The sequence below is a fragment of the Tropicimonas sp. S265A genome, from assembly GCF_049800835.1.
In the GTDB taxonomy this organism is placed as follows: domain Bacteria; phylum Pseudomonadota; class Alphaproteobacteria; order Rhodobacterales; family Rhodobacteraceae; genus Dinoroseobacter.
This window is the reverse complement of record NZ_JBNAFU010000006.1, coordinates 24,628-48,725: the sequence shown is the minus strand read 5'-3', so window position 1 is coordinate 48,725 and position 24,098 is coordinate 24,628. Positions and strand designations below refer to the sequence as shown.

The following is a 24,098-nucleotide window of genomic DNA, read 5'->3' as shown; positions in this document are numbered from 1 at the left end:
CGGGGGGTGGAGCATCGCTGCTCCGATAAGTTGAATATGCTGGTCCACCGTGGCGGAGGCTGGGGCAGACGGGGGCTGGCCAAGGGTCTTTTTACGGCAATTTCTGGGCATTGTTTCCGAATGCTGCGGAACCTTGATTTATCACCCGGATAGGCCCACCATCATTGCCATGGTTATCCAGACCCCTATCCCGTTTACGCGCCCCGCCCCGCCGCCTGACCAGATTTCCTTTCACCGCAAGGAGCTTGGGGTGATTCTGTCCCTTTACGGGCGGATGGTGGCGGCAGGCGAGTGGCGGGACTACGGGATCTCCAGCCTGCGGGAGGTCGCGGTGTTCTCGGTGTTTCGGCGCACGGCGGAAAACCCGCTGTATCGGATAGAGAAACGGCCCAAGCTCGCGAACAAGCAGGGGCAATATGCAGTGATCAGCATGGATGGGCGTGTTCTGAAGCGCGGGCATGATCTGCGCACCGTGCTGCGCGTGCTTGAGAAAAAGCTCATCCGGTCGGTGGACTAGAAAAACCCCGGAATGCGTCGGATCGACGTGACCTGACCGAATTCCCCTGCAGCGATACGCGCGCGGGCCTGGGACAGCGGCTCCACGGCGACGGCCATGTGATATGCGTTCGCGTGGATCAGGTCGGTGTCGGTCAGCATGATCCCGACATGTCCGCGCCAGAATATCAGATCGCCCGCCCGCGGGTCGGATTGCGTGGCGGGGAACGCCGCCTCCTGCTGGTCGCTGTCACGCGGGCAGGCGATGCCCGCAAGGCGAAAAGCCAGTTGCACGAGCCCCGAACAATCAATGCCCAGATAACTGTTGCCGCCCCAGAGATAGGGTGTGCCGATCAGCGCGCGCAGCGTCTCCGGGGCTGGAACGCTGCGGTCCACGGGCGTGATGTGCCGGGTCGGAACAAAGCCGTCACGGGTTTCCGCAAAGCGGCCTGTCGTGGCCGTGACTGCCAGCTCCGCCCCCAGTGACAGCGCCATGCGTGGGGGAGATTTGATATCAGGTGCGGTGTAGATATGGCTGGCAGGCGCGGTGATCCGGTGCGTGGCCTGCACGGCGCGGGCAAGTGCGATCTCGGGCACATAGCCGACATACCCATCCCAGTCCGAACGGACAAAGGCGATGGGTGCGTCCTCGATCACCGTGACGGATTCCCCGTGGAGCAGCACCTTGTCGACACCGCCTTCGGGCGTGCGCCAGAGCGGAACCTCTGCAACCTCCACCATGGCCGGTGTGCCGGGAACGAACATGTCAGCGTCCACCTGCCCGCGCAGGCTGTCCAGCGCGACCCGCCCGTTGCAGGGCCAGAGGCGCCGATCACGGGTCACAGGTTCAGGATTTTCGGCAAGGCGGCGAGCAGTGCACGGGCCCCCTGCCCCACGCCGCCTTTGGGCCGCGCGGGTGCGGCGCTGGGTTGCCAGCCGTAGATGTCGAAATGCATGTAGCCCAGCCCGCCGGTGAACCTGCGCAGGAACAGCGCGGCGGTGATCGAGCCTGCAAACCCGCCCGAGGGGGCATTGTCGAGATCGGCGATGCCGGGTTCGATCATATCCTCATAGGGCGCGTGGAAGGGGAGTTGCCAGACCGGGTCGCGCACGTCGTGCGCAGCCGCGGACAGGGCTGCGGCATGGGCAGGATCGGTGGTGTAGTACGGCGCAAGGTCAGGGCCAACGGCCACCCGCGCGGCCCCGGTCAGCGTGGCCATTGAGACGATCAGGTCCGGCGCATCCTCGGCGGCGAGCGCCAACGCATCGGCCAGCACAAGGCGGCCTTCGGCGTCGGTGTTGTTAATCTCGACCGTCAGGCCGTTGCGGGCCGTCAGCACATCGCCGGGCCGAAAGGCTGCGCCGCTGACCGCGTTTTCCACCGCCGGGATGAGCACGCGCAACTGTACGGGCAGTTTGGTGTCCACGATCATCTGCGCCAGCCCCAGCACCGTTGCGGACCCGCCCATGTCCTTTTTCATCAACGCCATCGACCCGCCAGGTTTGAGGTTGAGCCCGCCGGTGTCGAAACACACCCCCTTGCCCACCAGCGTCAGCTTCGGACCCGTTCCGCCCCAGCGCAGGTCGATCAGCCGGGGGCGGCGCGGGGAGGCGCGCCCGACCGTGTGGATCAGCGGCAGGTTTTCGGCCAGAAGATCACCATCGCGGATCACGTGACACGTTGCCCCGGTGCGATCCGCGAGGGTTTGCGCGGCAGCTTCAAGCTCTTCTGGGCCCATGTCGTTGGCGGGCGTGTTGATCAGATCGCGGGTGAGCACTTCGCCCGCCGCGATCGCCTCAAGCCGGGGCGCGTCAAGGCGCGGGTCGGCCTGCAACAGCGCGCCATCCGCCGGTTTGCCCGCATACCGCGTGAACTTGTAACCCGACAGCAACCAGCCCAGGCTTTCCTCTGCCAGCGTTGCGACTTCGTCGAGCCCGGCCAACCGGTACGTGCCCGCAGGAAGCTTGGCCGCGACCGACGCCAACGCGAACCGCTTGCGCGCGCGCGCAGCCTCCGTGCCGTAGCCCGCAAGAACAGCGTCGATCGCGCCGTCCTGCCCAGGCAGGATCAGGGTTTGCCCCAGTTTCCCGGAAAATCCCTGCGCCTCTGACAGAGTGACCCAGGCCGCTGGCGCATCTGCTTGCCATGCCTCCAGCCCCGCCTCCGGCACCACGTGCACGGGAATGGCGGGGGTATCAGCGTCTGCAAAGGTCAGGGATGTCATGGCGGCTCCGAAATTGACGTGCCGCCAGAGTAGATGTTGCCCCGGTTCCTGCAAGCCCAACCCTGCACACCGGGGCGATGTCAGATCAGCCCGACAGCCCCTGCATGCCCCAGTTGTCCGCACGCGGAATGGCACATACGCGGTTCAGGCGCGCCATGAGCGACGGCACATCATTGGCCCGCCGGTCCGCCGCACAGGTCATCACGGACTCCGCCACGGTCTTGCAGGAAATGAAGCCGATCGACCCGGCCAGCGCCGACACCTCGGTCGCCAGATCGACCAGCCCCCGCCACGTGCCTTGCGCATATTCGGCGGACATCTGGTCCACACGGGCCCGGATATCCTCCAACGTGGCGGACACGGTTTGCTGTGCGCCCAGTTCACCCAGATCGACGAACATCTCGACGACCCGGTCCTGATCCAGCACGATTGGCTCGGATGGTTGCAGCACGATCACCTGATCGCGCCCGCATGTGTAAAATTGCTGCGCAGCGTTTGCCTGTCGCATAGCACCCTCGTATTTTTTAGCCCACGAGCCGCACCCTGCCCCACCAAAATGAACGCCGCCTTTCCCCGCGCTGATTTAATCCATCGGATTTTCAGCAAACCCGCGCTATGAAGGGACAGGAAACATGAAGGAGAGGCCCCAATGCTCCTTGCGAAACCGCTGCCCGGATACCTGGCGCAGCGCTATCATGGCTGGCGTGCGACCGCCCATGATGAGAACCGGTATTGGTACAAGCGATTGGCCGAGGAAGGGCAGCGCCCGCGCGCGATGCTGGTGGCGTGCTGCGACAGCCGCGTGCACCTGCCGAATATTTTCGGCGCGGACTCGGGTGAGATTTTCGTGCACCGCAACATCGCGAACCTCGTGCCGCCCTATAATCCCGAGGGGGAGCATTTCTGCACCTCGTCGGCGCTGGAATACGCGGTCAAGCATCTGAAAGTCGCCCATATCATCGTGATGGGCCATTCCGATTGCGGGGGTGTGCGCGGGTGTATCGACATGTGTTCGGGCAACGCGCCTGAACTGGAGCAGCGCGAGAGTTTCATCGGGCGCTGGCTGGAGATTCTGCGGCCCGGGTTTGAACGGGTGACAGAGCCCGGCGCGAACGCGGTGCCGAACGAGCGCCTTGAGAAAGAGGGGATTGCGGTCAGCCTCGAGAACCTGATGACGTTTCCCTACATCCGGGAGGCTGTGGAACGGGGTGACCTGACGCTGCACGGGCTCTGGAATGATATCGGTGAGAGCAAGCTCTACGAACTCAGCCCCGAAAAGGAATTTGAGGCGGTCTGAGCCTTGGTGGGCTGGCCATTGGTCGGGGGCGGCCCTATACCGCGTGAAATTTCCGCGAAAACGCGGGGCAGTTTCACGGGGGACGTGACGCATGGATGGCATCCTGTCGCTGGCGGCGAACAATCTCGGCTCGCCCATCATCCTGAGTTTTGCGCTGGGTCTGGTGGCCGCCCTTGCGCGGTCGGAACTGACCGTGCCCGAGGCCGTGGCGAAGGGGATGTCGATCTACCTGCTGTTCGCCATCGGGTTCAAGGGCGGGGCGGCGGTGGCCGCGAACGGGCTGGATGCGGCGCTGATCGGCGCGCTTCTGGCTGGGGCGGTTCTGTCTTTCTGTATTCCGTTCGTGGCCTTTGGCCTGCTGCGGGTGATGACGAAACTCAGCACACTCGATGCTGCGGCGGTGGCGGCGCATTACGGCTCCATCTCGATCGTGACGTTTGTGGCCGCGACCTCGGTCCTGAACGGGCAAGGGATCGCGTCCGAGGGGTACATGGTGGCCGTGGCCGCCGTGATGGAGGCGCCGGCCATCGTGGCAGCGCTGTTCCTTGTCAGCCGCACATCGGGGGGCGGGGGCCGGATGGATGCGGAGCTGTGGCGGGAAATCTTGCTGAACGGATCCATCGTGCTGCTGGTCGGGGCCTTTGCCATCGGCTGGATCACCGGCGCGGACGGGCTGGAGCAGATCGCGCCCTTCATCATCTCGCCATTCCAGGGGGTTTTGTGCCTGTTCCTGCTGGATATGGGTCTGGTTGCGGGGCGTGGGCTGCGGCAGGCGCGCGGCGTGATGACCGCGCCTGTGTTCGGTTTCGGGCTGATCATGCCGCTGATCGGCGCGAGCTTTGGCCTGATGGTCGGGCTGTTGCTCGGCCTGTCGACAGGCGGGGTGGTGTTGTTCATGACGCTCTCGGCCTCCGCCTCCTATATCGCGGTGCCGGCGGCGATGCGCGTGGCCCTGCCCGAGGCGAACCCATCGATTTATCTGACCCTGTCGCTCGGGGTTACCTTCCCATTCAACCTGACGCTTGGCATCCCGATCTACGTGGCTGTCGCGTCCGCCATGACCGGAGGCTGAGCCCATGCAAACCCACAAAGCAAAACGCGTGGCGATCATCATCGAAGCCCCGATGGAGCGCCGCCTGAGCGACGCGCTGATCAAGGCAGGCGTGACCGGCTTTTCGATCCTGCCGGTTCTGGGCGGGTCAGGCAGGTCCGGCAAATGGAGCCGCGAGGGTCAGGTGGGCCGGGCGGGCGGCATGGTGCAGGTCGTCTGCATCATTCGCCCCGACCGGCTCGACGCGCTGCTGGAGGCCGCGTTCGAGGTGGTCGACAAGCATATCGGCGTGGTCACGGTCGGCGATTGCGAGGTCCTGCGGGCCGAGCGGTTCTGAGCGTTCAGAAGCGGCGACGCAACCCGACGGCCACGGTGTTTGACCCGGCTTCTTCCTCGATCAGGCCGAACGCGTTGGAGCGGTGGTGCAACTTGATGAACGGGCTGACCGCGGCATCGGGCGGTCCGAACTCGGCCTCTGCCTTCCAATAGATCAGGAACCGGTTGCTTTCACCGTCGCGGATCACTTCTTCGGTCGGGATCGCGGAGGCGTAGCTGAACCCCACCCCGAAGGCGAGGCTGCGCAGCGGACCGGCGCGGCCATCGAAGCGGTAGCGCCCGATGATCGGTATGGCGTTCAGCTCCCAATGGTGCTGATTGCCGGTCCATTTCACCAATTGCAGTTCCGCGCCCAGATCGACCTGCGCCCATGGGCTGGGGCGCTCAACCCCGACTGCCGCGCCAAGCAGGAAGCTGTCGAGGAACTCGACGTCCCACGGGGTCAGCAGCACCTCATGATGAACGTTTTCGGTGAGTTGCCCGGCAAAGCCGGACACGTAGAACGTCGTGTCATCCGCACGGGACCGGTCTGCCCCCGACGTGTTGGCGTGCACCAGCGTGGATGGCAGGGCCAGAAGGCCCAACAGACCCAGATGACCGCAACGCATACGCCACATGCTTCACCCCCGTTATCCGCCTGAAAACACCACCGCGACCTCGCGTGAGGCACGCGGCCATAGCGGACCAATACCGGGGGTGCTGACAGCGTGTCGGCGAAATGTAACGGCTGTATGACTGGCCAGGCGACGGGTCAGAACCGACGGCGCAGACCCAAAGCAAGCGTGTTGGAGCCTGCGTCTTCTTCCACCAGTCCGAAGGCGTTGGACCGGTGATGAAGCTTGATGAAGGGCGTGTATTTGGAATCGGTGCGCCCAAACTCGGCCTCCGCTGCCCAGTAGATCATGAACCGGTTGCTTTCGCCGTCGTCGATTACCTCTTCCACGGGCACTTCGGAGGCATAGCTGAACCCAAGCCCGAAGGACAGGCTGCGCAAGAGCCAGGCGGACCCGTCAAACCGGTAGCGTCCGACGACCGGCATGACGTTGAATTCCCAGTGATCCTGATCCCCGAACCATTTGACCAGCTGCACCTCGCCGCCCAGATCGACGCGTGACCAGCGGGTCGGACGTTCAAACCCGAGCGCAACGCCGACCATGTGACTGTCCAGAAAATCGGTCTCCCAGGGCTCGATCAGGATCTCGTGGAAATCCTGATCGGTGATGTTTCCGGCAAACACGGACGCGTAATAGGTCAGACCGTTGGGCCGCACCGAGTCCGTGACGGGATCCGAAACGACCACGGCCTCGGGGGCCGGGGAAGGCGTATCCGAAAATGCCGGGGCGGCAGCCGCTACACACACAGAAAACGACAGCCCGCACAGGGCCCGCCACACGATACGCTTCACTTCCGCCCCCTTGCCCGATCAGGCTTTCTTCAGCACCCGGTTGCCCAGTGTTTCGGCGATTTGCACGGCATTCAGCGCGGCACCCTTGCGCAGGTTGTCAGACACGCACCACAGGTTGATCCCGTTGTCGATCGTGCTGTCCTGACGGATGCGGCTGATAAACGTCGCAAAGTCCCCTACACACTCCACCGGCGTGATATACCCACCATCTTCGCGCTTATCGACGACCATGATCCCCGGCGCTTCCCGAAGGATATCCCGGACCTCGTCTTCGTCAATGAAGTCTTCGAACTCGATGTTGATCGCCTCGGAATGGCCGACAAAAACCGGTACGCGCACGCATGTCGCGGTGACCTTGATCTTGGGGTCGACGATCTTCTTGGTCTCGGCGACCATCTTCCATTCTTCCTTCGTTGACCCGTCATCAAGGAAAACGTCGATATGCGGGATCACGTTGAAGGCGATCTGCTTCTGGAACTTGTTGACCTTGAGATCATCCGTCGGATTGTAGACGGCCTTGGTCTGATCCCAGAGCTCGTCCATACCCTGCTTGCCGGCGCCAGACACCGATTGATAGGTGCTGACCACCACCCGCTTGATCCGCGCCCGGTCATGCAGCGGCTTGAGCGCCACGACCATCTGCGCGGTGGAGCAGTTCGGGTTCGCGATGATGCCCTTTTTCTTGTAATCCTCGACGGCTTCGGGGTTCACCTCCGGCACGACGAGCGGGATGTCGGGGTCGTAGCGATAGAGCGAGGAGTTATCGATCACCACGCAGCCGACCTTAGCGGCTTTGGGCGCGTACTTCTTCGTGGCGTCAGAGCCGATCGCAAAAAGCGCCATGTCCCAGCCCGCGAAATCGAACGTGTCCAGGTCCTGGGTTTTCAGGGTCGTCTCGCCAAAGGTGACTTCCGTGCCCAGCGACTTGCGGCTGGCCAACACGGCAATTTCATCCACCGGAAACTGGCGCTCGGCCAGGATGTTTAGCATTTCGCGGCCCACGTTGCCCGTGGCGCCTGCGACGACGACTCTGTAGCCCATTTTCGGGTCTCCTCAGGTTAACGAGGCGCTGATAGCGGAAGCCACGCCCGGTGGGAAGAGGCGCGGCGTCGCGGGACTCAAGGCGTGGCCAAAAGCTCGCGGTAGACGGCGATGATGCGCGCGGCTTCCCCTTCGATCGCGTAATTCTCGGTGACGTGGGCACGGCATCGCGGGCGCGCGGCAGACAGAGCGTCCGGGTCGCCCAACCACTCCCGCATCGCGCTTTCGAGAGCCGAGACATCCGCAATGGGCAGAATGTCCCCGGTCTGACCCGGCATGATGATCTCGTCAAACGCTCCGACAGGGGTGGCCAGAACCGGCACCCCGCACGCCATCGCCTCCAGCGGGGTAAGGCCGAACCCCTCCCAGCGTTGTGGCGCGATATAGAGGTCCAACGCCTTGTAATGCGCAACGACCTGATCCCACGGCACCTCGCCCTTGAAGTGGATGCGGTCGGACAGGCCGGCCTCGGACACTTGCGTCTTGAGGGCGTCCAGAAAGTCCTGCTCCTTGGGCAAGGCCCGCCCAAGAATGACCGCCTGTGCCTGCGGTATCTCTGGCAGCACCTCGCAGAGCGCATCGATCAGAACATCGGTGCCCTTCTGGTGACGGATACGGCCGAAGCAGCCGATCAGGGGCCCCTCGCCCAGCCCAAGCCGTGATTTCAGCACGGTGCGATCCTCGGCCGGTTGAAAAACCTGCGTATCCACCCCGTGCATGATCACGGTCGCCGGACGGTCCAGATAGGACGCGGCCTTGCTGGTGGTGGCGATCACCGCGTCCATCTGTCCGATCAGGTGCTTGGTGAACCCGGTGTGGTGGCGTTGCGCAGCGGAGGTGAACAAGAGTTTGAATTTGCGCCGAAAGACCCGACGCAGGATCAGGCCCAGCGCCATTTCCGTGTTGCGCCGTGCGTGCCAGACCCGCCAGCGATCACGCGGCAGGGAAAAGCACCGCGCCAGGGGAAATTGCGGCACGTCCGCAGGCAGGCCCGGACCGGTCGCACGGATGCCGATCTGGTCTGCCTGAATGGGCACGAGTCGCACAATCGTGGAGGTTACGCCGGACAGGCGCCGTTTCAGGTTGGGGGCGAGAACCGCAAGGTCCGACAGGGGCAGATCATCCGACATGCCGTGTGCCTATGCCATCGCGGAACGGCACGCAAACGCGATCTCGCGCGCTTCGGGTGCGTAATAAACAGGCGCTTCGCCTACAAACTAATCGACACGCCTGTGGAGCCATTCCCATCCGACGGGCTTTGGCCTGCCTATTGCAAGTTAGTTAAAAGGCGTTAGCGTCATCCCATGGGAGACGATACCTATTTTGACGAAATGATGGGGCGGGGCGGCTCGGATCCCCGCGCTCCGTATCACCAGTTCAATCAATGGTTTTCATCCGAAGACACGGCCCGGCTGCGCAAGAAAGCGCGCGAGGCAGAGGACGTGTTCCGGCTGACCGGTATCACGTTCAACGTCTACGGGCGCGAGGAGGCGAATGAACGGCTGATCCCGTTCGACATCGTGCCGCGCATCATCTCTGGCCGCGAATGGGCCAAGCTGGAGCGTGGGATTGAGCAGCGCGTGCGCGCGATCAACGCGTTCCTGCATGATATCTACCACCGGCAGGAGATCATCCGCGCAGGCCGCCTGCCCGCCGAGATGATCGCCAACAACGATGCCTTCATCCCCGAGATGATCGGGGTGAGCCCGCCGGGTGGGGTCTATACCCATATCGTCGGCACCGATCTGGTGCGCACCGGCGAGGATGACTTCTATGTGCTGGAAGACAATGCGCGCACCCCGTCCGGCGTGTCCTACATGCTGGAGAACCGGGAGACGATGCTTCAGATGTTCCCGGAGCTTTTCAGCGCAAACCGGGTGCGGTCGGTCAGCGATTACCCCCAGAACCTGCGTCGGTCCCTGACCGATTGCATACCGCCTGCGTGCACCGGGCGCCCGGTGGTGGGGGTGCTGACGCCAGGAATTCATAATTCGGCGTATTACGAGCACGCGTTTCTGGCCGACCAGATGGGCGGCGATCTGGTCGAAGGCCATGACCTGCGCGTGATCGACGGGCGCGTCGCGATGCGCACGACCGAAGGCTACACGCCAATCGATGTGCTCTATCGTCGGGTCGATGACGATTACCTCGACCCGCTGAACTTCCGCCCAGACAGCTTGCTGGGCGTGCCCGGAATCCTCGATGTCTACCGCGCGGGCGGGATCACCATTGCCAATGCGCCGGGGACAGGCATCGCCGATGACAAGGCGATCTATTCCTACATGCCGGAAATCGTCGAGTTCTACACCGGCGAGCCTGCGATCCTGAAAAACGTGCCGACGTACCGGTGCAACGAGGCAGAGGCGTTGGCCTATGTCCTGGACAATCTGTCCGAGTTGGTCGTGAAGGAGGTGCACGGGTCAGGCGGCTACGGCATGCTTGTGGGCCCTGCCGCCAGCAAGAAGGAGATCGCGGCCTTCCGCGACAAGCTGATCGCCAAGCCGGACAATTACATCGCCCAGCCCACGCTGAGCCTGTCCACGGTGCCAATCTTTACCAAGGCCGGACTGGCCCCGCGCCACGTCGATCTGCGGCCCTTTGTTCTGGTCTCGCCCAAGAAGATCCACATTGCGCCCGGGGGTCTGACCCGCGTGGCGCTGAAAAAGGGATCGCTGGTCGTCAATTCCAGTCAGGGCGGCGGCACCAAGGACACCTGGGTGCTGGAGGACTGAGCATGTTGGGAAAAACCGCAGGTGGCCTGTTCTGGATGTTTCGGTATCTGGAACGCGCCGAGAACACGGCCCGGCTTGTCGATGCAGGCCACCGGATCGCGCTGACACGGGGCGCATCCTCCAGCAATGAGTGGACTTCCGTGCTGGCGACGTCCGGGGTCCGGGCGGGGTTTGACGCCAAATACGACGCGCATAACGGTCCCGACGTGGTCGATTTCCTGCTGCGTGACCGCGACAACCCCTCTTCGGTATTGTCGGTGATCAGCACCGCACGGGACAACGCCAGGCTGGTGCGCACCGCCCTGACCCGCGAGGTGTGGGAGGCCGTGAACGAGTGCTTTCTGGTGTTCAAGGAGGTTCTGGCGCGCCGCATCCCTGATCGCGACCTGCCGAACGTTCTGGGCACCATCCGGCAGCGATCCGCCCTCGTGCGGGGGGCGTTGCACGGCACGATGCTGCGCAACGACATTTATGACTTTGCCCGGATCGGCACCTTCATCGAACGCGCGGACAACACCGCGCGCATCCTCGATGTCAAATACTACGTGCTGCTGCCATCGGCGCATTTTGTTGGGTCATCGCTGGACAATGTGCAGTGGGAGACGATCCTGCGCTCGGTCTCTGCCGAAAGCGCATACCGCCACACCTATGGCCCGGATATCGGCCCATCCGAGATCGCGGAGTTTCTGATCCTCGACGGGCGCCTGCCGCGGTCGCTGAAATTCTGCGCCAGCAAGATGAACGACAATCTCGGCTACCTCAAGGAGCAGTACGGCACGAACTTGCCCTGCCATGATACGGCGGAAGCCATGTGCACCCGGATGCGCGCCAGTTCCATCGACATGGTGTTCGAAGGCGGTTTGCACGAATTCATCCAGGATTTCCTCCGCTTCAATGCCATGCTGGGGCAACAGATTGAGCAGGATTACCGTTTCTATGGCTGAAACTCTGAACCTCAAGATCACGCACCGGACGTCTTATCACTACGACGAACCGGTGCCCTATGCCTTGCAACAGTTGCGGCTGACACCAAAGTCGCGCGAAACGCAGCAGGTGAAATCCTGGGCGGTCACGCTCGAAGGCGCGACGGCGCAGGTGACATTCGATGACGCTCACATGAATCACGTGAACCTGATCAGTTTCGACGGTGGCGCAACGGAAATCCTGATCCACTGCGAAGGCGAGGTGGAAGTGACCGACACGTCCGGCGTGGTGGGCCAGCACAGCGGGTACATGCCGCTGTGGATGTTTCTGCGCGGCACCGAATTGACCGCCGCTGGCCCGGCAACGCGGCGACTTCTGAAGGGGTTCGACACAAGCGGGACCGTGCTGGACCAGTTGCACCGTTTGTCCGCGCATATCCTGTCCGAGGTGGCCTATACCCCCGGAGAGACCCATTCCGGCACCACTGCCGAAGAGGCGATCACGACCGGTCAGGGCGTCTGTCAGGACCACGCCCATATTTTTGTGACCGCCGCGCGCGCGCTTGGCGTTCCGGCGCGCTACGTCTCGGGGTACCTGATGATGGAAGACCGCGTGGATCAGGACGCCACCCATGCGTGGGCGGAGGCGCATGTGGACGGGCTGGGGTGGGTCGGGTTCGACATCGCCAACGCGCAATCGCCCGATGCACGCTATGTGCGAGTGGCCACCGGTCTTGACTATGCGCAAGCCGCGCCCATTTCCGGCATGCGTCTGGGATCGGCAAAAGAAGACCTAAAAGTCACGTTGCAGGTTCAGACGGCAGGGTCGATACAGACTCAGTCACAGACCGGGTGAAGGCGGTCTCAAAGCCACCAGAGGGGCGTGAGAAAACATGACGTACTGCGTCGGGCTTCGGATGAACCGGGGCATCCTGTTTATGTCGGACACGCGCACCAATGCCGGGGTCGACAACATTTCCACCTTTCGCAAGATGATGTCGTGGGAAAAACCCGGCGAACGCGCCATCACGGTGATGACGGCGGGAAACCTGGCAACCACGCAATCGGTGATCAGCCTGCTGGACGAGCGGATGAAAGCGCCGGGCGACCGCGCCCCGTCGATTTTCGAGGCCCCGTCGATGTTCCAGGTCGCCCGGCTTGTCGGCGACACGCTGCGCGAGGTTATCCAGGCGAACGCCAACACCGGCGCGACGGCAGACAGCGCGTTCAACGCCACGATGATCGTCGGCGGCCAGATCGCCGGGGGCGAGCCGCGCCTGTTTCTGGTCTATCCCGAGGGCAATTTCGTCGAGGCCAGTGATGACACCCCGTTCTTCCAGATCGGCGAGACCAAGTATGGCCGCCCGATCATTCTGCGCGCCTATGATCCGGCCATGTCTTTCGAAGACGCGATCAAGCTTCTGCTGGTGAGTTTCGATTCGACAATCAAGGCCAACCTGTCGGTGGATCTGCCGATCGACCTGCAGGTGATCGAAACCGATGCGCTGGAACTTGGCTACGCCGCCCGGATCGAGCGCGGAGACCCGTATTTCGAACTGATTTCCAACGGCTGGGGCGAGGCACTGAAAACCGCGTTCCTCAGCCTGCCGGATTACAAGCGCGCGCCCTCCGACAGCGAGACTGTCAACTTGTCTTGACAGTTTGCCGGGGACGGATCATCGTGGTGTGACAGACCACAGGTACCCGCATGCTCGATCACTCCCATGACGCCGGCTTTGTCGTTCCATCCGTCGCGCCGGCGGCTGAGCGCAACATGTGCACGGATTGCGGGTTGTCGCGCACCGCGCGGGCCGGATCGTGTGGCGTAGCCTGTCAGTTCATCCAGCCCGATTACCCGGCGGCAGAGACCCGTATACATGGGCGCGCGCGCGACATCACGCGGGGGGATGAGCGCTTTTTCGGCCCCTACCGTGCCATGTACCGCGCCGCACTGACCCCGCCCGCGCCCGGGGCGCAATGGACCGGGATCACCACACGGCTCGCGCAGAAGCTGCTGGAGGATGGCGCGGTAGACGCGGTCTTGTGCATGGGGCCCGACGCGCAGGACCGTTGGCGCCCGCGCCCGGTGATCGTCACCGACCCGGCGCGGATGGCTGATGTGCGCGGCATGCGCATGGGGTACGCGCCGCTACTGGCCGCGCTTGAACCGGCACAGGCCGCCGGTCACAAACGTATCGCGGTGATCGGCATCCCCTGTCAGGTCTACGCCCTGCGCGCGATCGAGGCAGAGCTGGGGCTGGAGCGGCTGTACGTGATCGGGACGCCCTGTTCGGACAACACCACGACCGAGAATTTTCACGGCTTCCTGAGCCGCCTGACCGATGCACCGGACACCGTGTCCTATCTGGAGTTTCGCGCCGACTATCATGTTGAGATGCGCTTTGACGACGGGACCGTGCGCGAGGTGCCGTTCCTGAAACTGCCTTTGTCGGACCTGCCGCGCGATTTCTTTCCGCTGACCTGCCGTACGTGTGTGGATTACACCAATGCGCTGGCGGATATCACCGTGGGATACATGGCGGGGACTGGCGCGCAATGGCTGATCGTGCGCAATGCGCGTGGCGCGGAAATTCTGGACCGGATCAAGGATGAGGTGACGCTGTCTGACCCCGGTAGTGCGGGCAAGCGTGCCGGATCCGTCAAGGGGTTTGCCGCCAACACCGCGCGGGCCGCCGGGGGGCTTCCCTTGCGCAAGATGCCCGACTGGGCGCGCGGGATCGTGGCGTGGCTGATGCCGAAGATCGGGCCACGCGGTCTGGAGTTTGCCCGCGCCCGGGTGGAGATGAAGGCGGTCGAGACAATTCTGCATCTGCGCCGCGAGAAACCCAAACGCATGCGCACGATGGTGCCCGACCATGTCTGGAAGCTGGCGGAACCCTATGACCTGACCCCGCAGGACGGGGAGCGTTAGCGCCCCTCTTTCGGAAGGATCGGCGCTGTGCGGTCCAACGCAAGCTGCGCGTCCGAGAATTTCCACGGGCCCCGCACGCCCTGCACGTCTTCGGGCGCGATCTGAAGGCCGCGCGCCTTGATCTGGGGATCGTCGAAAACCTGATCGATCGTGTTGATCGGCCCTGCGGGCACGGTCGCAGCCTCCAGCGCGGCCAGCAGGTCCGCCGAGGCCCAGGTGCGGATCAGGTGGGCAAGTTGCGGGACCAGAACGGCGCGGTCCTCCACCCGTTGCTGGTTGGTGGCGTGCTCGGGCGCGACGGCGATGCCCAGCACACCGCACAGGCGCGCGTACTGCCCGTCATTGCCCGCCGTGATGATGATGTGGCCATCGGCGGTCTCGAACACCTGATAGGGGACGATGTTCATGTGTGCATTGCCGTGGCGCGTGGGCGCGGTGCCGGTGGCGAAATAGTTCATCGCCTGATTGGCCAGCAAGGCTGTCGCGCAGTCCAGCAGCGACATGTCGATGTATTGCCCGCGCCCGGTGCGGTGGCGCTGTTCGACCGCCGCCAGAATACCCACGGCGCCGTAGAGCCCGGTGGCGAGATCCGTAACCGCCACGCCGTATTTCTGGGGCATGCCGTCAGGTTCCCCGGTGATGGACATCAGCCCCGACATGCCCTGCAACAGAAAGTCATAGCCCGCACGATCCGCGTAGGGGCCGTCCTGCCCGAACCCGGTAACAGAGCAATAGATCAGCCGGGGATTGAGCGCGCTGAGACTGGCATAATCGAGGCCGTATTTCGCAAGCCCGCCAACCTTGAAATTCTCGATCAGGATATCGGCCCCTGCAACCAGATCACGTACGATCTGCTGTCCGGCTTCGGTACGCAAATCGGCGATCACGCTGCGCTTGCCACGGTTGGCGGCGTAGAAGTAGGCCGCTGAGCGATCCCCGTCCCGTTCGATGAAGGGCGGGCCCCAGTGTCGTGTGTCGTCGCCCTGCGGGCTTTCGATCTTGGTCACGTCCGCCCCAAGGTCCGCAAGTGCCTGACCGATCCAGGGCCCCGCAAGAATGCGCGCCATGTCGACGACTTTCAGTCCTTCCAATGGTGTCATGCCATCCCCCCGCAGCGCAGCCTAGCGCGGCGACCGGCGGTTGCAACCGGGCTCAGGCGGCGCGGCGCGCCGAACGGGCGAGACTGACAAGGGCTTCGCGATCCTCGATCACCATGTTGCTGGGTGTGCGCAACGAAATCGCGCCCGTCGCCAGCAGCGCCTTGATCTTGCGGCTGAGCGTCTCAGGCTGCATCCCAAGATAGCGGGCCATGTCGTAGCGGCGCATCGGCAGTTCGAAACTCAATTGATCGCCGGTCGGATCGGTCACTTCGGATACCCAGATCAGGAAAGAGGCAAGCCGATGCTCGGGCGCCTTGCCCGTGAGTTCGGCGACATGCTCCCGCAGGTCGTGGGCCTGTCGCTTGACGCGGGTCAGAACCTCCTGTGCGAGCGGCGCGTGTTTGTGCATTGCGGCATGCAACGCGGATGCGGGCAGGCTGAGCACCTGCGCAGGACGCATCGCAACGAGCATGTCCACCCCGTCATCCGGCAAGTCATCCAACTCGATCAGATCGCGGGGGAAATACAGGGCCGTCACGGCAGCTTGCGCAAGGTCATCGCCCCGAAAGGCGCCGATCACGCCTTGCAGCACGATCGCGACGCGCCCGGGCAAGACATCGTCTTGGGCCAGTTGCACGATCGTACCTGCTGCAAGAACGTCTTCGAGACAGGCTTGTGGCAGTTGCGACCAGCCGCTGTCGGCCAGCAGACTTCGGATTGCAGTTTCCTCGACGGTTGGGCCCATCGTCTTTCCCTTCGTTTTCACGTGAGACAGACTAATGCTGCACCTGCAAAATGCGCCTTGACCTGAGTCAACAAAACCCGCACCGCACTATAGACTTTTGTCGTGTGCGGCCCTTATGTAACTGATTATCCGATATTGCCGCGCGGACCGTCGCCGATTTGGCCGCGATGCAGCAAAACGTGGTCGAGGAGCACGCATGCCATCATCGCTTCGCCCACCGGAACAGCCCGAATACCAACGCAAGGGTCATGGCGGCCCTTGGTGATGATCTCGGCCGCATCACCCGATTTGGTAATCGTTTTGCGCGTTTGAAGGATCGAGGAGGTCGGTTTGACCGCAAACCGGACGACCACATCCTGGCCGGTCGAAATCCCGCCCAGAATGCCGCCCGCGTGGTTGGAGCTGTATTCCGGTCCGTCGGGCCCCATTGAGATCTCGTCGGCGTTGGCCTCGCCCGTCAGTTCCGCTGCGGCCATGCCCTCGCCAATCTCCACGCCCTTGACGGCGTTGATGGACATCATCGCGGCGGCGAGGTCGGTGTCGAGCTTGCCGTAGATCGGCGCGCCAAGCCCCGCAGGCACCCCCCGCGCGACAACCTCGATCACGGCACCGACGGAACTGCCGGACTTGCGCAGACCGTCCAGGTATTCGGCCCAGTCCTGAGCCGCCTGCGGGTCGGGCGTCCAGAATGGGTTGCGCGCGATCTCGTCCCAGTCGAACCGGGCGCGGTCTATGCCGTGCGTGCCCATGCGGGTCATGTAGCCGGTAATCTTCAGCCCCGGTGCCAAAACCCCCAAAGCCGCGCGCGCAACGCCGCCCGCAGCCACACGCGCAGCAGTCTCACGCGCGCTGGACCGCCCCCCACCTCGATAGTCCCGGATACCGTATTTCTGCCAGTACGTGATGTCCGCATGTCCGGGGCGGAATTTCTCGGCGATATCGCCGTAATCCTTGGAGCGCTGGTCGGTGTTGCGGATCATCAGCTGGATCGGGGTGCCGGTGCTGAGACCTTCGAACACGCCGGACAGGATCTCCACCGCGTCGGCCTCGCGGCGCTGAGTGGTATACTTGTTCTGACCGGGCTTGCGTTGGTCCAGCCAGTGCTGCAACGCCTGTGCCGTCACCGGCACGCCGGGCGGGCAGCCATCCACCGTGGCCCCGAGCGCGGGCCCGTGGCTTTCGCCCCAGGTGGTGACGCGGAACAAGTGACCAAAACTGTTAAGCGACATGGGATCTCCGATACGAGGGCGCGAACGGGCGCGCGCTTGGTCTAGCCGTCAAGCGGTGCGGCCTCAAGCCCGCGTGTGCCCCGGGCGGATCGCAACGAAAAAAACGCGCCCCGGATCCGGAGCGCGTTTCGATCTGGTACAGGCGATGCAGATTACTCTGCGGGCTGGCCTTTGACCTTGCGCTTGACCGGCGCCCAGATGCGCTTGTTGGTCAGGTACAAGAGGACCGACAGCACCACAAGAAACGCCACGGCGGTAAAGCCAGCTTCCTTGCGCGCATTCAGTTTGGGCTCAGCGGTCCACATCAGGAAGGCCGCGACGTCTTTGGCCTGCTGTTCGATCGTGGCTTCGGTCCCGTCCTGGTACTCGACATCGTCGCCCCAAAGCGGTTGTGCCATGGCAAAGTATCCGCCGTAGGCATCATTGCCGTAGAGTACGGTACCCGCCTCTTCCTTTTCGGAGCCGGTGTACTTGACCAGCAGCGAAGCGATGTATTCTGCGCCACCCATGCCATTGAACAGCTGGCTGATCCCGGTGCCATAGGGTCCGGAGAAGCCTGCGCGTCCCTTCGCCATGAGGCTGAGGTCCGGTGCGTTCTCAAGCGAGGATTCCGGGAAGTGGTCGGTCGGTCCGGCTGGACGGAAGTCATCCAGTTCTTCGTCGAACACTTCGTAGAATTCAGCGTAGGCGCGCATCTGGTCCACAGGCAGTTCCGGGCCGCCTGCGTCGGACAGGTTGCGGAACGCGACATGCTTCAGACCATGGCAGGCTGCGCAGACCTCGGTGTAGACCTGAAGGCCACGCTGAAGTTGCATCGTGTCGTAGGTGCCGAAGGGGCCTTCGAACGAGAAGGCGTAGTCTTCGACCTCTCCCGCACCGCCAGCGGCCAGGACAGCCCCCCCGGACAGGGAGAGCGCCGTGGCTGCGATTGCGAGTTGTTTGATCATTGTGTGATCCTCTCTCTCGCCCGGTTATTCGGCCGGCGTCGGCGCGGTGGCCGACCCGTCGGCGGAGTCCGCCTTGCCGTAATGGGCTTTGAAGTCGTCTTCGATGGTGGCAGGCTGCGGCAGCGGTTTCTCGATCACACCCAGAAGCGGGAGGATGATCAGAAAATACGCGAACCAGTAGGCCGAACCGATCAGGGCGATGATCGGATAGATGCCTTCGGCAGGCATTGCACCGACCCACATCAGGACGAAGAAGTTCACCACAAACACCCAGAACCATGCCTTGAACATCGGACGGTAGCGGCCCGACCGCACGGAAGATGTGTCAAGCCACGGCACGACAGCCATTACCGCGATGGACCCGAACATGGCCAGCACGCCGAAGAACTTCGCATCGATGATGCCACCTGTCAGGAAGCCTGCCAGCTGGACGACCCAGACCGTGTCGTCAAAGGCGCGCAGGATCGCGTAGAACGGCAAGAAGTACCATTCGGGCACGATGTGCGCCGGCGTGACCAGCGGGTTCGCCTCGATGTAGTTATCGGGGTGGCCGAGGTAGTTCGGCATGAAGCCCACGATGGCGAAGAATACCACCATGATCACGGCCAGCGCGAACAGGTCCTTCATCACGAAGTAGGGCCAGAACGGCAGCGTGTCACGTTCGGCTTCTTCCTTCGAGGTGCGGCGCACTTCGACACCCGTCGGGTTGTTGTTGCCCGTGGTGTGGAAGGCCCAGATATGCACGATCACGAGGCCCGCAATCACGAAGGGCAGCAGGTAGTGCAGCGAGAAGAAGCGCGTCAGCGTGGCGTTGTCCACAGCCGGTCCGCCCAGCAGCCATGTCTGCAGCGCGTCACCCACGAACGGGATGGCGCCGAAGAGGCCGGTGATCACGGTCGCGCCCCAGAAGGACATCTGACCCCAGGGCAGAACGTAGCCCATGAACGCCGTGCCCATCATCATCAGGTAGATGAGCATGCCGATGATCCATGTGATCTCGCGCGGGGCCTTGTAGGACCCGTAGTAGAGGCCGCGGAAAATGTGCAGATAGACTGCAACGAAGAACAACGACGCGCCGTTCATGTGCAGGTACCGGATCATGTGGCCGCCATTCACGTTGCGCATGATGTGCTCTACGGAGGCGAAGGCAAGATCCACGTGCGGGGTGTAGTGCATCACGAGAATGATGCCGGTGACGATCTGCAACACGAGGCAGAAGGTCAGCACGATACCCCAGATCCACATCCAGTTGAGGTTCTTGGGGGTGGGGATCATGATGGTGTCGTACATCAAACCGACGATCGGCAGACGAGAGTGAATCCACTTCTCTCCGCCGGTCTTCGGCTCGTAATGGTCGTGCGGGATGCCAGACATGTCTATTCTTCTCCCTTAACCGAGTTGAATTGTTGTTTCGTCGATGAACTGCACCATCGGAACCGGCAGGTTCTCGGGCGCGGGGCCGCGACGGATGCGGCCGGACGTGTCGTAGTGAGAGCCGTGGCAGGGGCAGAACCAGCCACCGACACCGCCGGAGCCCACGAAATCACCGGCATCGTTCAGCGGCACGCAGCCGAGGTGCGTACACACGCCCTGCATGATCAGCCATTCGCCGTTCTCGCCAAAAGAGCGGTTCTCATCCAGCGCATCCGCGGCCTCGTCATTGGCGTTGCGCGCGCTTTGGTCGGGAAGCTCGTCGAGCGAAACAGCACGCGCCTCGTCGATTTCTGTTGGCGTGCGGAGCCGGATGAACACGGGCTTGCCGAGGAACATGACCGAAATCTGCGTGCCTTCGGCGACGCCGCCGACGTCCACCTGGATCGAGGACAGCGCCTGCACATCAGCGGACGGGTTCATCTGGTTGATCATCGGCCAGATTGCAGCGCCCGCGGTAACGGCGCCTGCCCCGGCGGTCGCGTAGTACAGAAAGTCGCGCCGCGAGCCTTCGTGGTCTTCTGCGTGGGACACGTGGTTTCTCCTTCTCGGGGGCGCGGGATGGCGCCTGAATGACGGAGGGCCACACCATAGCGCGGCCCAACTCATGGGTGGTTATAGGCGCGGGTCGACACCCGTCGAGGGGACATAGGAGCGCAGTTTTGTCGCAGCTTGGCCATTACAGGTCAAAACGCCGGGTTGCTATCGCTAACGGCGTTGCGCAAGACGTCATGCCGCAGTGCGGCACCCCCGGGACCCCCTCTCGCCCGATGCTGGCGCGCGTCTTTTCAGGGAATCGGCTGCCATTCAAGCTGATTCTGAAATACAAGATACTCACGCGGACGTTAGCGGGTCTGAGACCTTCGTTTCGTAGCGTTCGGACCGCAAATTTGATACACGGATCAAAGCGCCGGTCCGAGGACGGGTCGGCACACGCTGCGGAGGGACCCATGAGCCGTTTTGTATCCACGTTTGCCCTGCTTGGCCTGTTGGCCGGCCCTGCCTTTGCGATCGACGAGGTACGCGTCCCGCTGGAAGACCCGATGAAGTCGGGCATGTGGAGCTACCATCAAAAGCATCTTCTGGACGACCCGGAGGCAATTCAGTTCGACGACCGCGTCGTCCTGCATGCCCCCAAGGTCGCCGAAGACACGGTGAACGTACCCTTGCTGGTCGATGCCACGGCGCTGGATCAAAAGGTGGTCAAGATGGTGATTTCGGCTGATTACGGTCCGATCCCGCATATCATGACCTATTACCCCGACACCGCGGCCCCGAAAATCTCGCTGCGGTTCAAGGTGGATCAAGGCACGGCGATCCGCGCCTCGGTGCAGACAGAGGATGGCGTCTGGCATGTCGGGTCCACCTATATCGATGCGGCGGGCGGCGGGTGCAGCGCGCCTGCGGTCGCTTATGCAAATGCCGACTGGTATGATCGGCTTGGCGAAATGCACGGCCGGATCTTCGCAGGGTCCGACCGGGCGCGCATGATCGTGGACCACCCGATGGATACCGGGCTGGCCGGGGATATTCCGGTTTTCATCATCGAAGGACTTGCCCTGACCGATGACGCGGGCACGCAGGTCGCGCACATGGACCTGTACGAACCGGTGAACGAGGACCCGGCCTTCACGTTCTATTTCGAGGACGACGCAACGCCGAACGTCCTGCACGTGGCCGGGCGCGACAACAACGGCAACCGGATCAAGGGCACCTTGACCACCTCCGAGACGCACTGATGCCCAGCAGACGGCAGGCGCTGGCGCTTCTGAGCGCCGCTGCACTCGTGCGCCCGGCTCAGGCCGCGCGCCCCCTGACCTACGACCTGACACCTGTGGCCGTGGGCGACGGGGTGTGGATGATCGAGGGCGTGCGCGACTACTTCTCGATGGAAAACGGCGGCGCCATCGTGAACATCGCGCTGGTCCAGGGCGACACCGGCATCATCGTCGTCGATACCGGGTCGTCGCTGCGTTATGGCGAGGCGTTGAAGGCGGTGGTCGAGGGGCTGGATTTTCGCGGTGTGTCGGCAGTTGTGAACACGCATCACCACCCGGACCATTTCTTCGGTAACCAGGTCTTCGCGGATGTCCCCCTCTACGCGCTCGGCGAGACGATTTCGGCCATGCAGGCCGACGCGGACGCGTTTGCCGACAACATGTACCGGCTTCTGGGCGACTGGATGCGCGGGACAGAGCCCGTTATCCCGCGCAACGTGTTGATGGGCGGGGGCGTGGTCCTGGACGGGCGCAGCTTCACCACGCTTCCGCTTGCGGGCCACACCACGGCCGATCTGGCGCTGCTCGACAGTCAGACGGGCACGCTGATCACCGGCGATCTGGTTTTCCATGACCGCGCGCCGACCACGCCCCACGCCGATCTGGCGGTCTGGCAGGAAGCGCTTGGTACGCTGGAGCAGGCACAAGCCGCATCCATTCTGCCCGGCCACGGCCCGCTGGACCGCACTGGCGCGGCACTCGCACAAACACGCGCATACCTGCTTTGGCTGGACGACACGTTGCGCACGGCGGCCGCAACGGGTCTGGACATGGTGGAGATCATGCAAGCCCCGCTGCCCGCGGAATACGCGGCCATGGGCGCGCAGCCGCAGGAGTTCGAGCGGTCGGTCGCGCATCTGTTCCCGGGGATCGAGCGCGAGGTTCTGCCGCGCGCGAACTAGTCCACGGTGACGGGCACCGGGTCGATCGGCACAAGCGCCCACCCTTCATCGCGCCAACCGTCTGTCCCGAGCCGATACCAGTAGACCTGTGTGTAGCCGAGGTTGGACAGGCGCTGCGCTGCGTTCCAGCTCATCCAGCAATCTGCGATGCAAAAGACCACCAGAGGGTGATCGCGGTTGCCAGCCGTCGCCTTGGCGAGATTCGTGCGGAGGTAGCTTTCCATCGTCTCGTTGAGCGTGCCGCGCCCCGTCTCGGGCAGCCAGAGCGCGCCCGGCAGGCTGAGCCGCTGTTCGGACACAAGCCACGTCCCGTCCAGTTCGTCAAATCGTGAGTAGCTGGCACCATAGACATCCAGCGCCAGCGCGCCTGCTTCGATCAATGCGCGGGCCTCTGCTGCATCGACAAGCTGCGCGGGTGCGGGAATATCCTCGGGCGTGGGCGCGCGCTGCCGTGCAATGCGGTAGCCGGTTTCTGGATGAAAAAGGTCCGGGCGGCGGTCCTGGATGCTGGCATAGGGTTCCGCTGAGGCGGGCAGCGCAAACGCGCACAGCAACACCGCACGCAGCAGCATCAGCCCTCGGGCGCCGTCTCGACCATGGACGGGCGGTCCGCAAAGCCCTCGGCCCACGCCGCCAAAGTGGGGCGTCCGGTGCGCCAGTCCCGATCCGCGTGGCGGAAATCGAGGTAGCCGAGCGCGCAGCCCATGGCGATGTGGCTCATGTCCACCGGGCCGGACAGGTGGCTCATCCAACGGGCCTCCACCGCGTCAAGCGCGCGGTCGATCTTGCGCCACTGCCCTTCGATATAGTCTTCAAACACGATCTCTGCGGGGCGCAGTCGGCGCTCGTACACCATCGCGACACCGGCATCCATGATCGCATCCGCCGTCGCCTCGAGCGTCAGCATCTCGTATTTGCTGTGGGTCGGATAGGCATCGAGGCCGAACTTTTCATCCAGATAGCGGCAGATCACCCTGCTGTCATAGATTGCAGGACCATCTTCGCGCAGCAGCGTTGGAAGTTTGCCCAAAGGGTTTGCCGCGAGCAGCGCCTCGTCCACAGGCCCGATGGCAGCAGCGACCACGCCAACCATCTGCACTTCGTCTTCATGGCCCGTCTCGGCGAGCAGAACGCGCACCTTTCGCACGAACGGAGAGGCCGGGGAGCCCAGCAGTTGCATCATACGCGGCGCATCCGTACCCGTCCGAGAAAGGCTGCGTCCACCTCGACCCCCGGCCCCTTGGAGCCGACGCGGATCACCCGGCGCGTGCGGGCGCGGGTATTGAGTTGCCGACCCTCGTGTGACCGGGTGGCATTGAGCCCCTCGTCCACCTCATCCAGCAGGTCTTCGGCCCGTTCATCCGCGTGCGCGGGTTGCGCCCGCATATAGGCCAGTGCGGCGAGGCTGGCGGCCGCAACGGGGCCGTATTTCAGAACTGCGCCCGCAATGGGCAGAATGGGGATAGCCATGTTTGATCCTCCTCCCGTCAATGTAGGGAGCCGGAACGTCGCTGTTAAGCGGGAAATCC

The 24,098-nt window shown here is 63.5% G+C and carries 27 protein-coding genes; 11 read left to right on the top strand and 16 right to left on the bottom strand.

The window, feature by feature from the left end:
* The first annotated feature begins 169 nt into the window (after nt 1-169).
* Complete coding sequence (locus ACP15N_RS14485) at nt 170-517, top strand: DUF2794 domain-containing protein (RefSeq protein WP_425093032.1); 348 nt, start codon at nt 170-172, stop codon at nt 515-517.
* On the opposite strand, the gene ACP15N_RS14480 is transcribed toward ACP15N_RS14485, so the two are convergent.
* The 3 genes from ACP15N_RS14480 to ACP15N_RS14470 all read right to left on the bottom strand — a co-directional run bounded on the left by ACP15N_RS14480 (nt 514) and on the right by ACP15N_RS14470 (nt 3,228).
* Nucleotides 514-1,338 (bottom strand): C40 family peptidase, encoded by an 825-nt coding sequence (locus tag ACP15N_RS14480; protein WP_425093031.1) that lies wholly within the window; start codon nt 1,336-1,338, stop codon nt 514-516. The two genes, ACP15N_RS14485 and ACP15N_RS14480, sit on opposite strands and share 4 nt — an antisense overlap.
* Nucleotides 1,335-2,720 (bottom strand): leucyl aminopeptidase family protein, encoded by a 1,386-nt coding sequence (locus ACP15N_RS14475; protein ID WP_425093030.1) that lies wholly within the window; start codon nt 2,718-2,720, stop codon nt 1,335-1,337. Before ACP15N_RS14475 ends, ACP15N_RS14480 begins: the two co-directional genes overlap by 4 nt.
* An 85-nt stretch (nt 2,721-2,805) precedes the next feature.
* Nucleotides 2,806-3,228, bottom strand: a complete 423-nt coding sequence (locus ACP15N_RS14470) for a hypothetical protein (protein ID WP_425093029.1) — start codon at nt 3,226-3,228, stop codon at nt 2,806-2,808.
* 141 nt (nt 3,229-3,369) lie between these two features.
* On the opposite strand from ACP15N_RS14470, the gene ACP15N_RS14465 reads away from it, so the two are divergent.
* The 3 genes from ACP15N_RS14465 (at nt 3,370) to ACP15N_RS14455 (ending at nt 5,405) form a co-directional block, all read left to right on the top strand.
* Nucleotides 3,370-4,017: a carbonic anhydrase gene (locus tag ACP15N_RS14465; RefSeq protein ID WP_425093028.1), complete on the top strand. Its 648-nt coding sequence runs from the start codon at nt 3,370-3,372 to the stop codon at nt 4,015-4,017.
* A gap of 91 nt (nt 4,018-4,108) precedes the next feature.
* Complete coding sequence (locus ACP15N_RS14460) at nt 4,109-5,089, top strand: sodium-dependent bicarbonate transport family permease (protein ID WP_425093027.1); 981 nt, start codon at nt 4,109-4,111, stop codon at nt 5,087-5,089.
* A 4-nt stretch (nt 5,090-5,093) separates the two neighbouring features.
* Nucleotides 5,094-5,405, top strand: a complete 312-nt coding sequence (locus ACP15N_RS14455; RefSeq protein ID WP_425093026.1) for a P-II family nitrogen regulator — start codon at nt 5,094-5,096, stop codon at nt 5,403-5,405.
* A gap of 4 nt (nt 5,406-5,409) precedes the next feature.
* Here ACP15N_RS14455 and ACP15N_RS14450 read toward each other — a convergent pair whose 3' ends face one another.
* From ACP15N_RS14450 to ACP15N_RS14435, 4 genes are all read right to left on the bottom strand, one after another.
* Complete coding sequence (locus ACP15N_RS14450) at nt 5,410-6,021, bottom strand: hypothetical protein (RefSeq protein WP_425093025.1); 612 nt, start codon at nt 6,019-6,021, stop codon at nt 5,410-5,412.
* Nucleotides 6,022-6,155: 134 nt separating this feature from the next.
* On the bottom strand, nt 6,156-6,809 hold the full coding sequence (locus ACP15N_RS14445) for a hypothetical protein (RefSeq protein WP_425093024.1): 654 nt from the start codon (nt 6,807-6,809) through the stop codon (nt 6,156-6,158).
* Nucleotides 6,810-6,827: 18 nt separating this feature from the next.
* A complete protein-coding gene (locus ACP15N_RS14440) occupies nt 6,828-7,850 on the bottom strand; it encodes an aspartate-semialdehyde dehydrogenase (protein ID WP_425093023.1) in 1,023 nt (340 codons plus the stop codon).
* A gap of 77 nt (nt 7,851-7,927) precedes the next feature.
* Nucleotides 7,928-8,980, bottom strand: a complete 1,053-nt coding sequence (locus tag ACP15N_RS14435; protein ID WP_425093022.1) for a glycosyltransferase family 4 protein — start codon at nt 8,978-8,980, stop codon at nt 7,928-7,930.
* Nucleotides 8,981-9,154: 174 nt separating this feature from the next.
* Between ACP15N_RS14435 and ACP15N_RS14430 the strand changes: the two genes are divergently transcribed.
* The 5 genes from ACP15N_RS14430 to ACP15N_RS14410 are packed head-to-tail and all read left to right on the top strand — an operon-like array spanning nt 9,155 to nt 14,437.
* The gene (locus tag ACP15N_RS14430; protein WP_425093021.1) at nt 9,155-10,582 is read left to right on the top strand and encodes a circularly permuted type 2 ATP-grasp protein; all 1,428 of its coding nucleotides are present in this window, start codon (nt 9,155-9,157) and stop codon (nt 10,580-10,582) included.
* Nucleotides 10,583-10,584: 2 nt separating this feature from the next.
* A complete protein-coding gene (locus tag ACP15N_RS14425) occupies nt 10,585-11,526 on the top strand; it encodes an alpha-E domain-containing protein (RefSeq protein ID WP_425093020.1) in 942 nt (313 codons plus the stop codon).
* Nucleotides 11,519-12,361, top strand: a complete 843-nt coding sequence (locus ACP15N_RS14420; RefSeq protein ID WP_425093019.1) for a transglutaminase family protein — start codon at nt 11,519-11,521, stop codon at nt 12,359-12,361. Before ACP15N_RS14425 ends, ACP15N_RS14420 begins: the two co-directional genes overlap by 8 nt.
* Before the next feature lie 37 nt (nt 12,362-12,398).
* Nucleotides 12,399-13,163 carry a peptidase gene (locus tag ACP15N_RS14415; RefSeq protein ID WP_425093018.1) on the top strand — a complete coding sequence of 255 codons (765 nt, stop codon included), beginning with the start codon at nt 12,399-12,401 and terminating at the stop codon, nt 13,161-13,163.
* 50 nt (nt 13,164-13,213) lie between these two features.
* Nucleotides 13,214-14,437 (top strand): Coenzyme F420 hydrogenase/dehydrogenase, beta subunit C-terminal domain, encoded by a 1,224-nt coding sequence (locus ACP15N_RS14410; protein ID WP_425093017.1) that lies wholly within the window; start codon nt 13,214-13,216, stop codon nt 14,435-14,437.
* On the opposite strand, the gene ACP15N_RS14405 is transcribed toward ACP15N_RS14410, so the two are convergent.
* The 6 genes from ACP15N_RS14405 to petA form a co-directional block, all read right to left on the bottom strand.
* Entirely contained in the window at nt 14,434-15,537 is a 1,104-nt protein-coding gene (locus tag ACP15N_RS14405) for a CaiB/BaiF CoA transferase family protein (protein ID WP_425093016.1), read from the bottom strand. The genes ACP15N_RS14410 and ACP15N_RS14405 overlap by 4 nt on opposite strands.
* A 52-nt stretch (nt 15,538-15,589) precedes the next feature.
* Entirely contained in the window at nt 15,590-16,282 is a 693-nt protein-coding gene (locus ACP15N_RS14400; protein WP_425093015.1) for a Crp/Fnr family transcriptional regulator, read from the bottom strand.
* A gap of 125 nt (nt 16,283-16,407) precedes the next feature.
* The gene (gene aroC, locus ACP15N_RS14395) at nt 16,408-17,511 is read right to left on the bottom strand and encodes a chorismate synthase (RefSeq protein WP_425093014.1); all 1,104 of its coding nucleotides are present in this window, start codon (nt 17,509-17,511) and stop codon (nt 16,408-16,410) included.
* A gap of 152 nt (nt 17,512-17,663) precedes the next feature.
* Nucleotides 17,664-18,458, bottom strand: coding sequence for a cytochrome c1 (locus ACP15N_RS14390; protein ID WP_425093013.1), 795 nt, complete (start codon nt 18,456-18,458; stop codon nt 17,664-17,666).
* A gap of 24 nt (nt 18,459-18,482) precedes the next feature.
* Nucleotides 18,483-19,832: a cytochrome b gene (locus ACP15N_RS14385; protein ID WP_425093012.1), complete on the bottom strand. Its 1,350-nt coding sequence runs from the start codon at nt 19,830-19,832 to the stop codon at nt 18,483-18,485.
* A 15-nt stretch (nt 19,833-19,847) separates the two neighbouring features.
* On the bottom strand, nt 19,848-20,423 hold the full coding sequence (gene petA, locus ACP15N_RS14380; protein ID WP_425093011.1) for a ubiquinol-cytochrome c reductase iron-sulfur subunit: 576 nt from the start codon (nt 20,421-20,423) through the stop codon (nt 19,848-19,850).
* A gap of 416 nt (nt 20,424-20,839) precedes the next feature.
* Between petA and ACP15N_RS14375 the strand changes: the two genes are divergently transcribed.
* Both ACP15N_RS14375 and ACP15N_RS14370 read left to right on the top strand, forming a co-directional pair.
* Nucleotides 20,840-21,628, top strand: coding sequence for a quinoprotein dehydrogenase-associated SoxYZ-like carrier (locus ACP15N_RS14375; RefSeq protein WP_425093010.1), 789 nt, complete (start codon nt 20,840-20,842; stop codon nt 21,626-21,628).
* Entirely contained in the window at nt 21,628-22,569 is a 942-nt protein-coding gene (locus ACP15N_RS14370; protein WP_425093009.1) for a quinoprotein relay system zinc metallohydrolase 1, read from the top strand. Before ACP15N_RS14375 ends, ACP15N_RS14370 begins: the two co-directional genes overlap by 1 nt.
* Here ACP15N_RS14370 and ACP15N_RS14365 read toward each other — a convergent pair.
* From ACP15N_RS14365 to ACP15N_RS14355, 3 genes are read right to left on the bottom strand one after another with little or no spacing between them, the layout of a single operon-like run.
* Nucleotides 22,566-23,141, bottom strand: a complete 576-nt coding sequence (locus ACP15N_RS14365) for a PQQ-dependent catabolism-associated CXXCW motif protein (protein ID WP_425093008.1) — start codon at nt 23,139-23,141, stop codon at nt 22,566-22,568. The genes ACP15N_RS14370 and ACP15N_RS14365 overlap by 4 nt on opposite strands.
* Entirely contained in the window at nt 23,141-23,749 is a 609-nt protein-coding gene (locus tag ACP15N_RS14360) for a glutathione S-transferase (protein ID WP_425093208.1), read from the bottom strand. The genes ACP15N_RS14365 and ACP15N_RS14360 overlap by 1 nt, the downstream gene beginning before the upstream one ends.
* Complete coding sequence (locus ACP15N_RS14355) at nt 23,749-24,039, bottom strand: hypothetical protein (RefSeq protein ID WP_425093007.1); 291 nt, start codon at nt 24,037-24,039, stop codon at nt 23,749-23,751. Before ACP15N_RS14355 ends, ACP15N_RS14360 begins: the two co-directional genes overlap by 1 nt.
* Nucleotides 24,040-24,098: the final 59 nt, after the last annotated feature.

Coding starts and splice junctions, on each gene's coding strand:
- ACP15N_RS14370 (WP_425093009.1), top strand. CDS start 21,628: ATGCCCAGCAGACGGCAGGCGCTGGCGCTTCTGAGCGCCGCTGCACTC.
- ACP15N_RS14450 (WP_425093025.1), bottom strand. CDS start 6,021: ATGTGGCGTATGCGTTGCGGTCATCTGGGTCTGTTGGGCCTTCTGGCC.
- ACP15N_RS14455 (WP_425093026.1), top strand. CDS start 5,094: ATGCAAACCCACAAAGCAAAACGCGTGGCGATCATCATCGAAGCCCCG.
- ACP15N_RS14420 (WP_425093019.1), top strand. CDS start 11,519: ATGGCTGAAACTCTGAACCTCAAGATCACGCACCGGACGTCTTATCAC.
- ACP15N_RS14460 (WP_425093027.1), top strand. CDS start 4,109: ATGGATGGCATCCTGTCGCTGGCGGCGAACAATCTCGGCTCGCCCATC.
- ACP15N_RS14400 (WP_425093015.1), bottom strand. CDS start 16,282: ATGGGCCCAACCGTCGAGGAAACTGCAATCCGAAGTCTGCTGGCCGAC.
- ACP15N_RS14355 (WP_425093007.1), bottom strand. CDS start 24,039: ATGGCTATCCCCATTCTGCCCATTGCGGGCGCAGTTCTGAAATACGGC.
- ACP15N_RS14405 (WP_425093016.1), bottom strand. CDS start 15,537: ATGACACCATTGGAAGGACTGAAAGTCGTCGACATGGCGCGCATTCTT.
- ACP15N_RS14485 (WP_425093032.1), top strand. CDS start 170: ATGGTTATCCAGACCCCTATCCCGTTTACGCGCCCCGCCCCGCCGCCT.
- ACP15N_RS14435 (WP_425093022.1), bottom strand. CDS start 8,980: ATGTCGGATGATCTGCCCCTGTCGGACCTTGCGGTTCTCGCCCCCAAC.
- ACP15N_RS14365 (WP_425093008.1), bottom strand. CDS start 23,141: ATGCTGCTGCGTGCGGTGTTGCTGTGCGCGTTTGCGCTGCCCGCCTCA.
- ACP15N_RS14470 (WP_425093029.1), bottom strand. CDS start 3,228: ATGCGACAGGCAAACGCTGCGCAGCAATTTTACACATGCGGGCGCGAT.
- ACP15N_RS14475 (WP_425093030.1), bottom strand. CDS start 2,720: ATGACATCCCTGACCTTTGCAGACGCTGATACCCCCGCCATTCCCGTG.
- ACP15N_RS14390 (WP_425093013.1), bottom strand. CDS start 18,458: ATGATCAAACAACTCGCAATCGCAGCCACGGCGCTCTCCCTGTCCGGG.
- ACP15N_RS14375 (WP_425093010.1), top strand. CDS start 20,840: ATGAGCCGTTTTGTATCCACGTTTGCCCTGCTTGGCCTGTTGGCCGGC.
- ACP15N_RS14385 (WP_425093012.1), bottom strand. CDS start 19,832: ATGTCTGGCATCCCGCACGACCATTACGAGCCGAAGACCGGCGGAGAG.
- ACP15N_RS14415 (WP_425093018.1), top strand. CDS start 12,399: ATGACGTACTGCGTCGGGCTTCGGATGAACCGGGGCATCCTGTTTATG.
- ACP15N_RS14430 (WP_425093021.1), top strand. CDS start 9,155: ATGGGAGACGATACCTATTTTGACGAAATGATGGGGCGGGGCGGCTCG.
- ACP15N_RS14410 (WP_425093017.1), top strand. CDS start 13,214: ATGCTCGATCACTCCCATGACGCCGGCTTTGTCGTTCCATCCGTCGCG.
- aroC (WP_425093014.1), bottom strand. CDS start 17,511: ATGTCGCTTAACAGTTTTGGTCACTTGTTCCGCGTCACCACCTGGGGC.
- ACP15N_RS14360 (WP_425093208.1), bottom strand. CDS start 23,749: ATGCAACTGCTGGGCTCCCCGGCCTCTCCGTTCGTGCGAAAGGTGCGC.
- ACP15N_RS14440 (WP_425093023.1), bottom strand. CDS start 7,850: ATGGGCTACAGAGTCGTCGTCGCAGGCGCCACGGGCAACGTGGGCCGC.
- ACP15N_RS14465 (WP_425093028.1), top strand. CDS start 3,370: ATGCTCCTTGCGAAACCGCTGCCCGGATACCTGGCGCAGCGCTATCAT.
- ACP15N_RS14425 (WP_425093020.1), top strand. CDS start 10,585: ATGTTGGGAAAAACCGCAGGTGGCCTGTTCTGGATGTTTCGGTATCTG.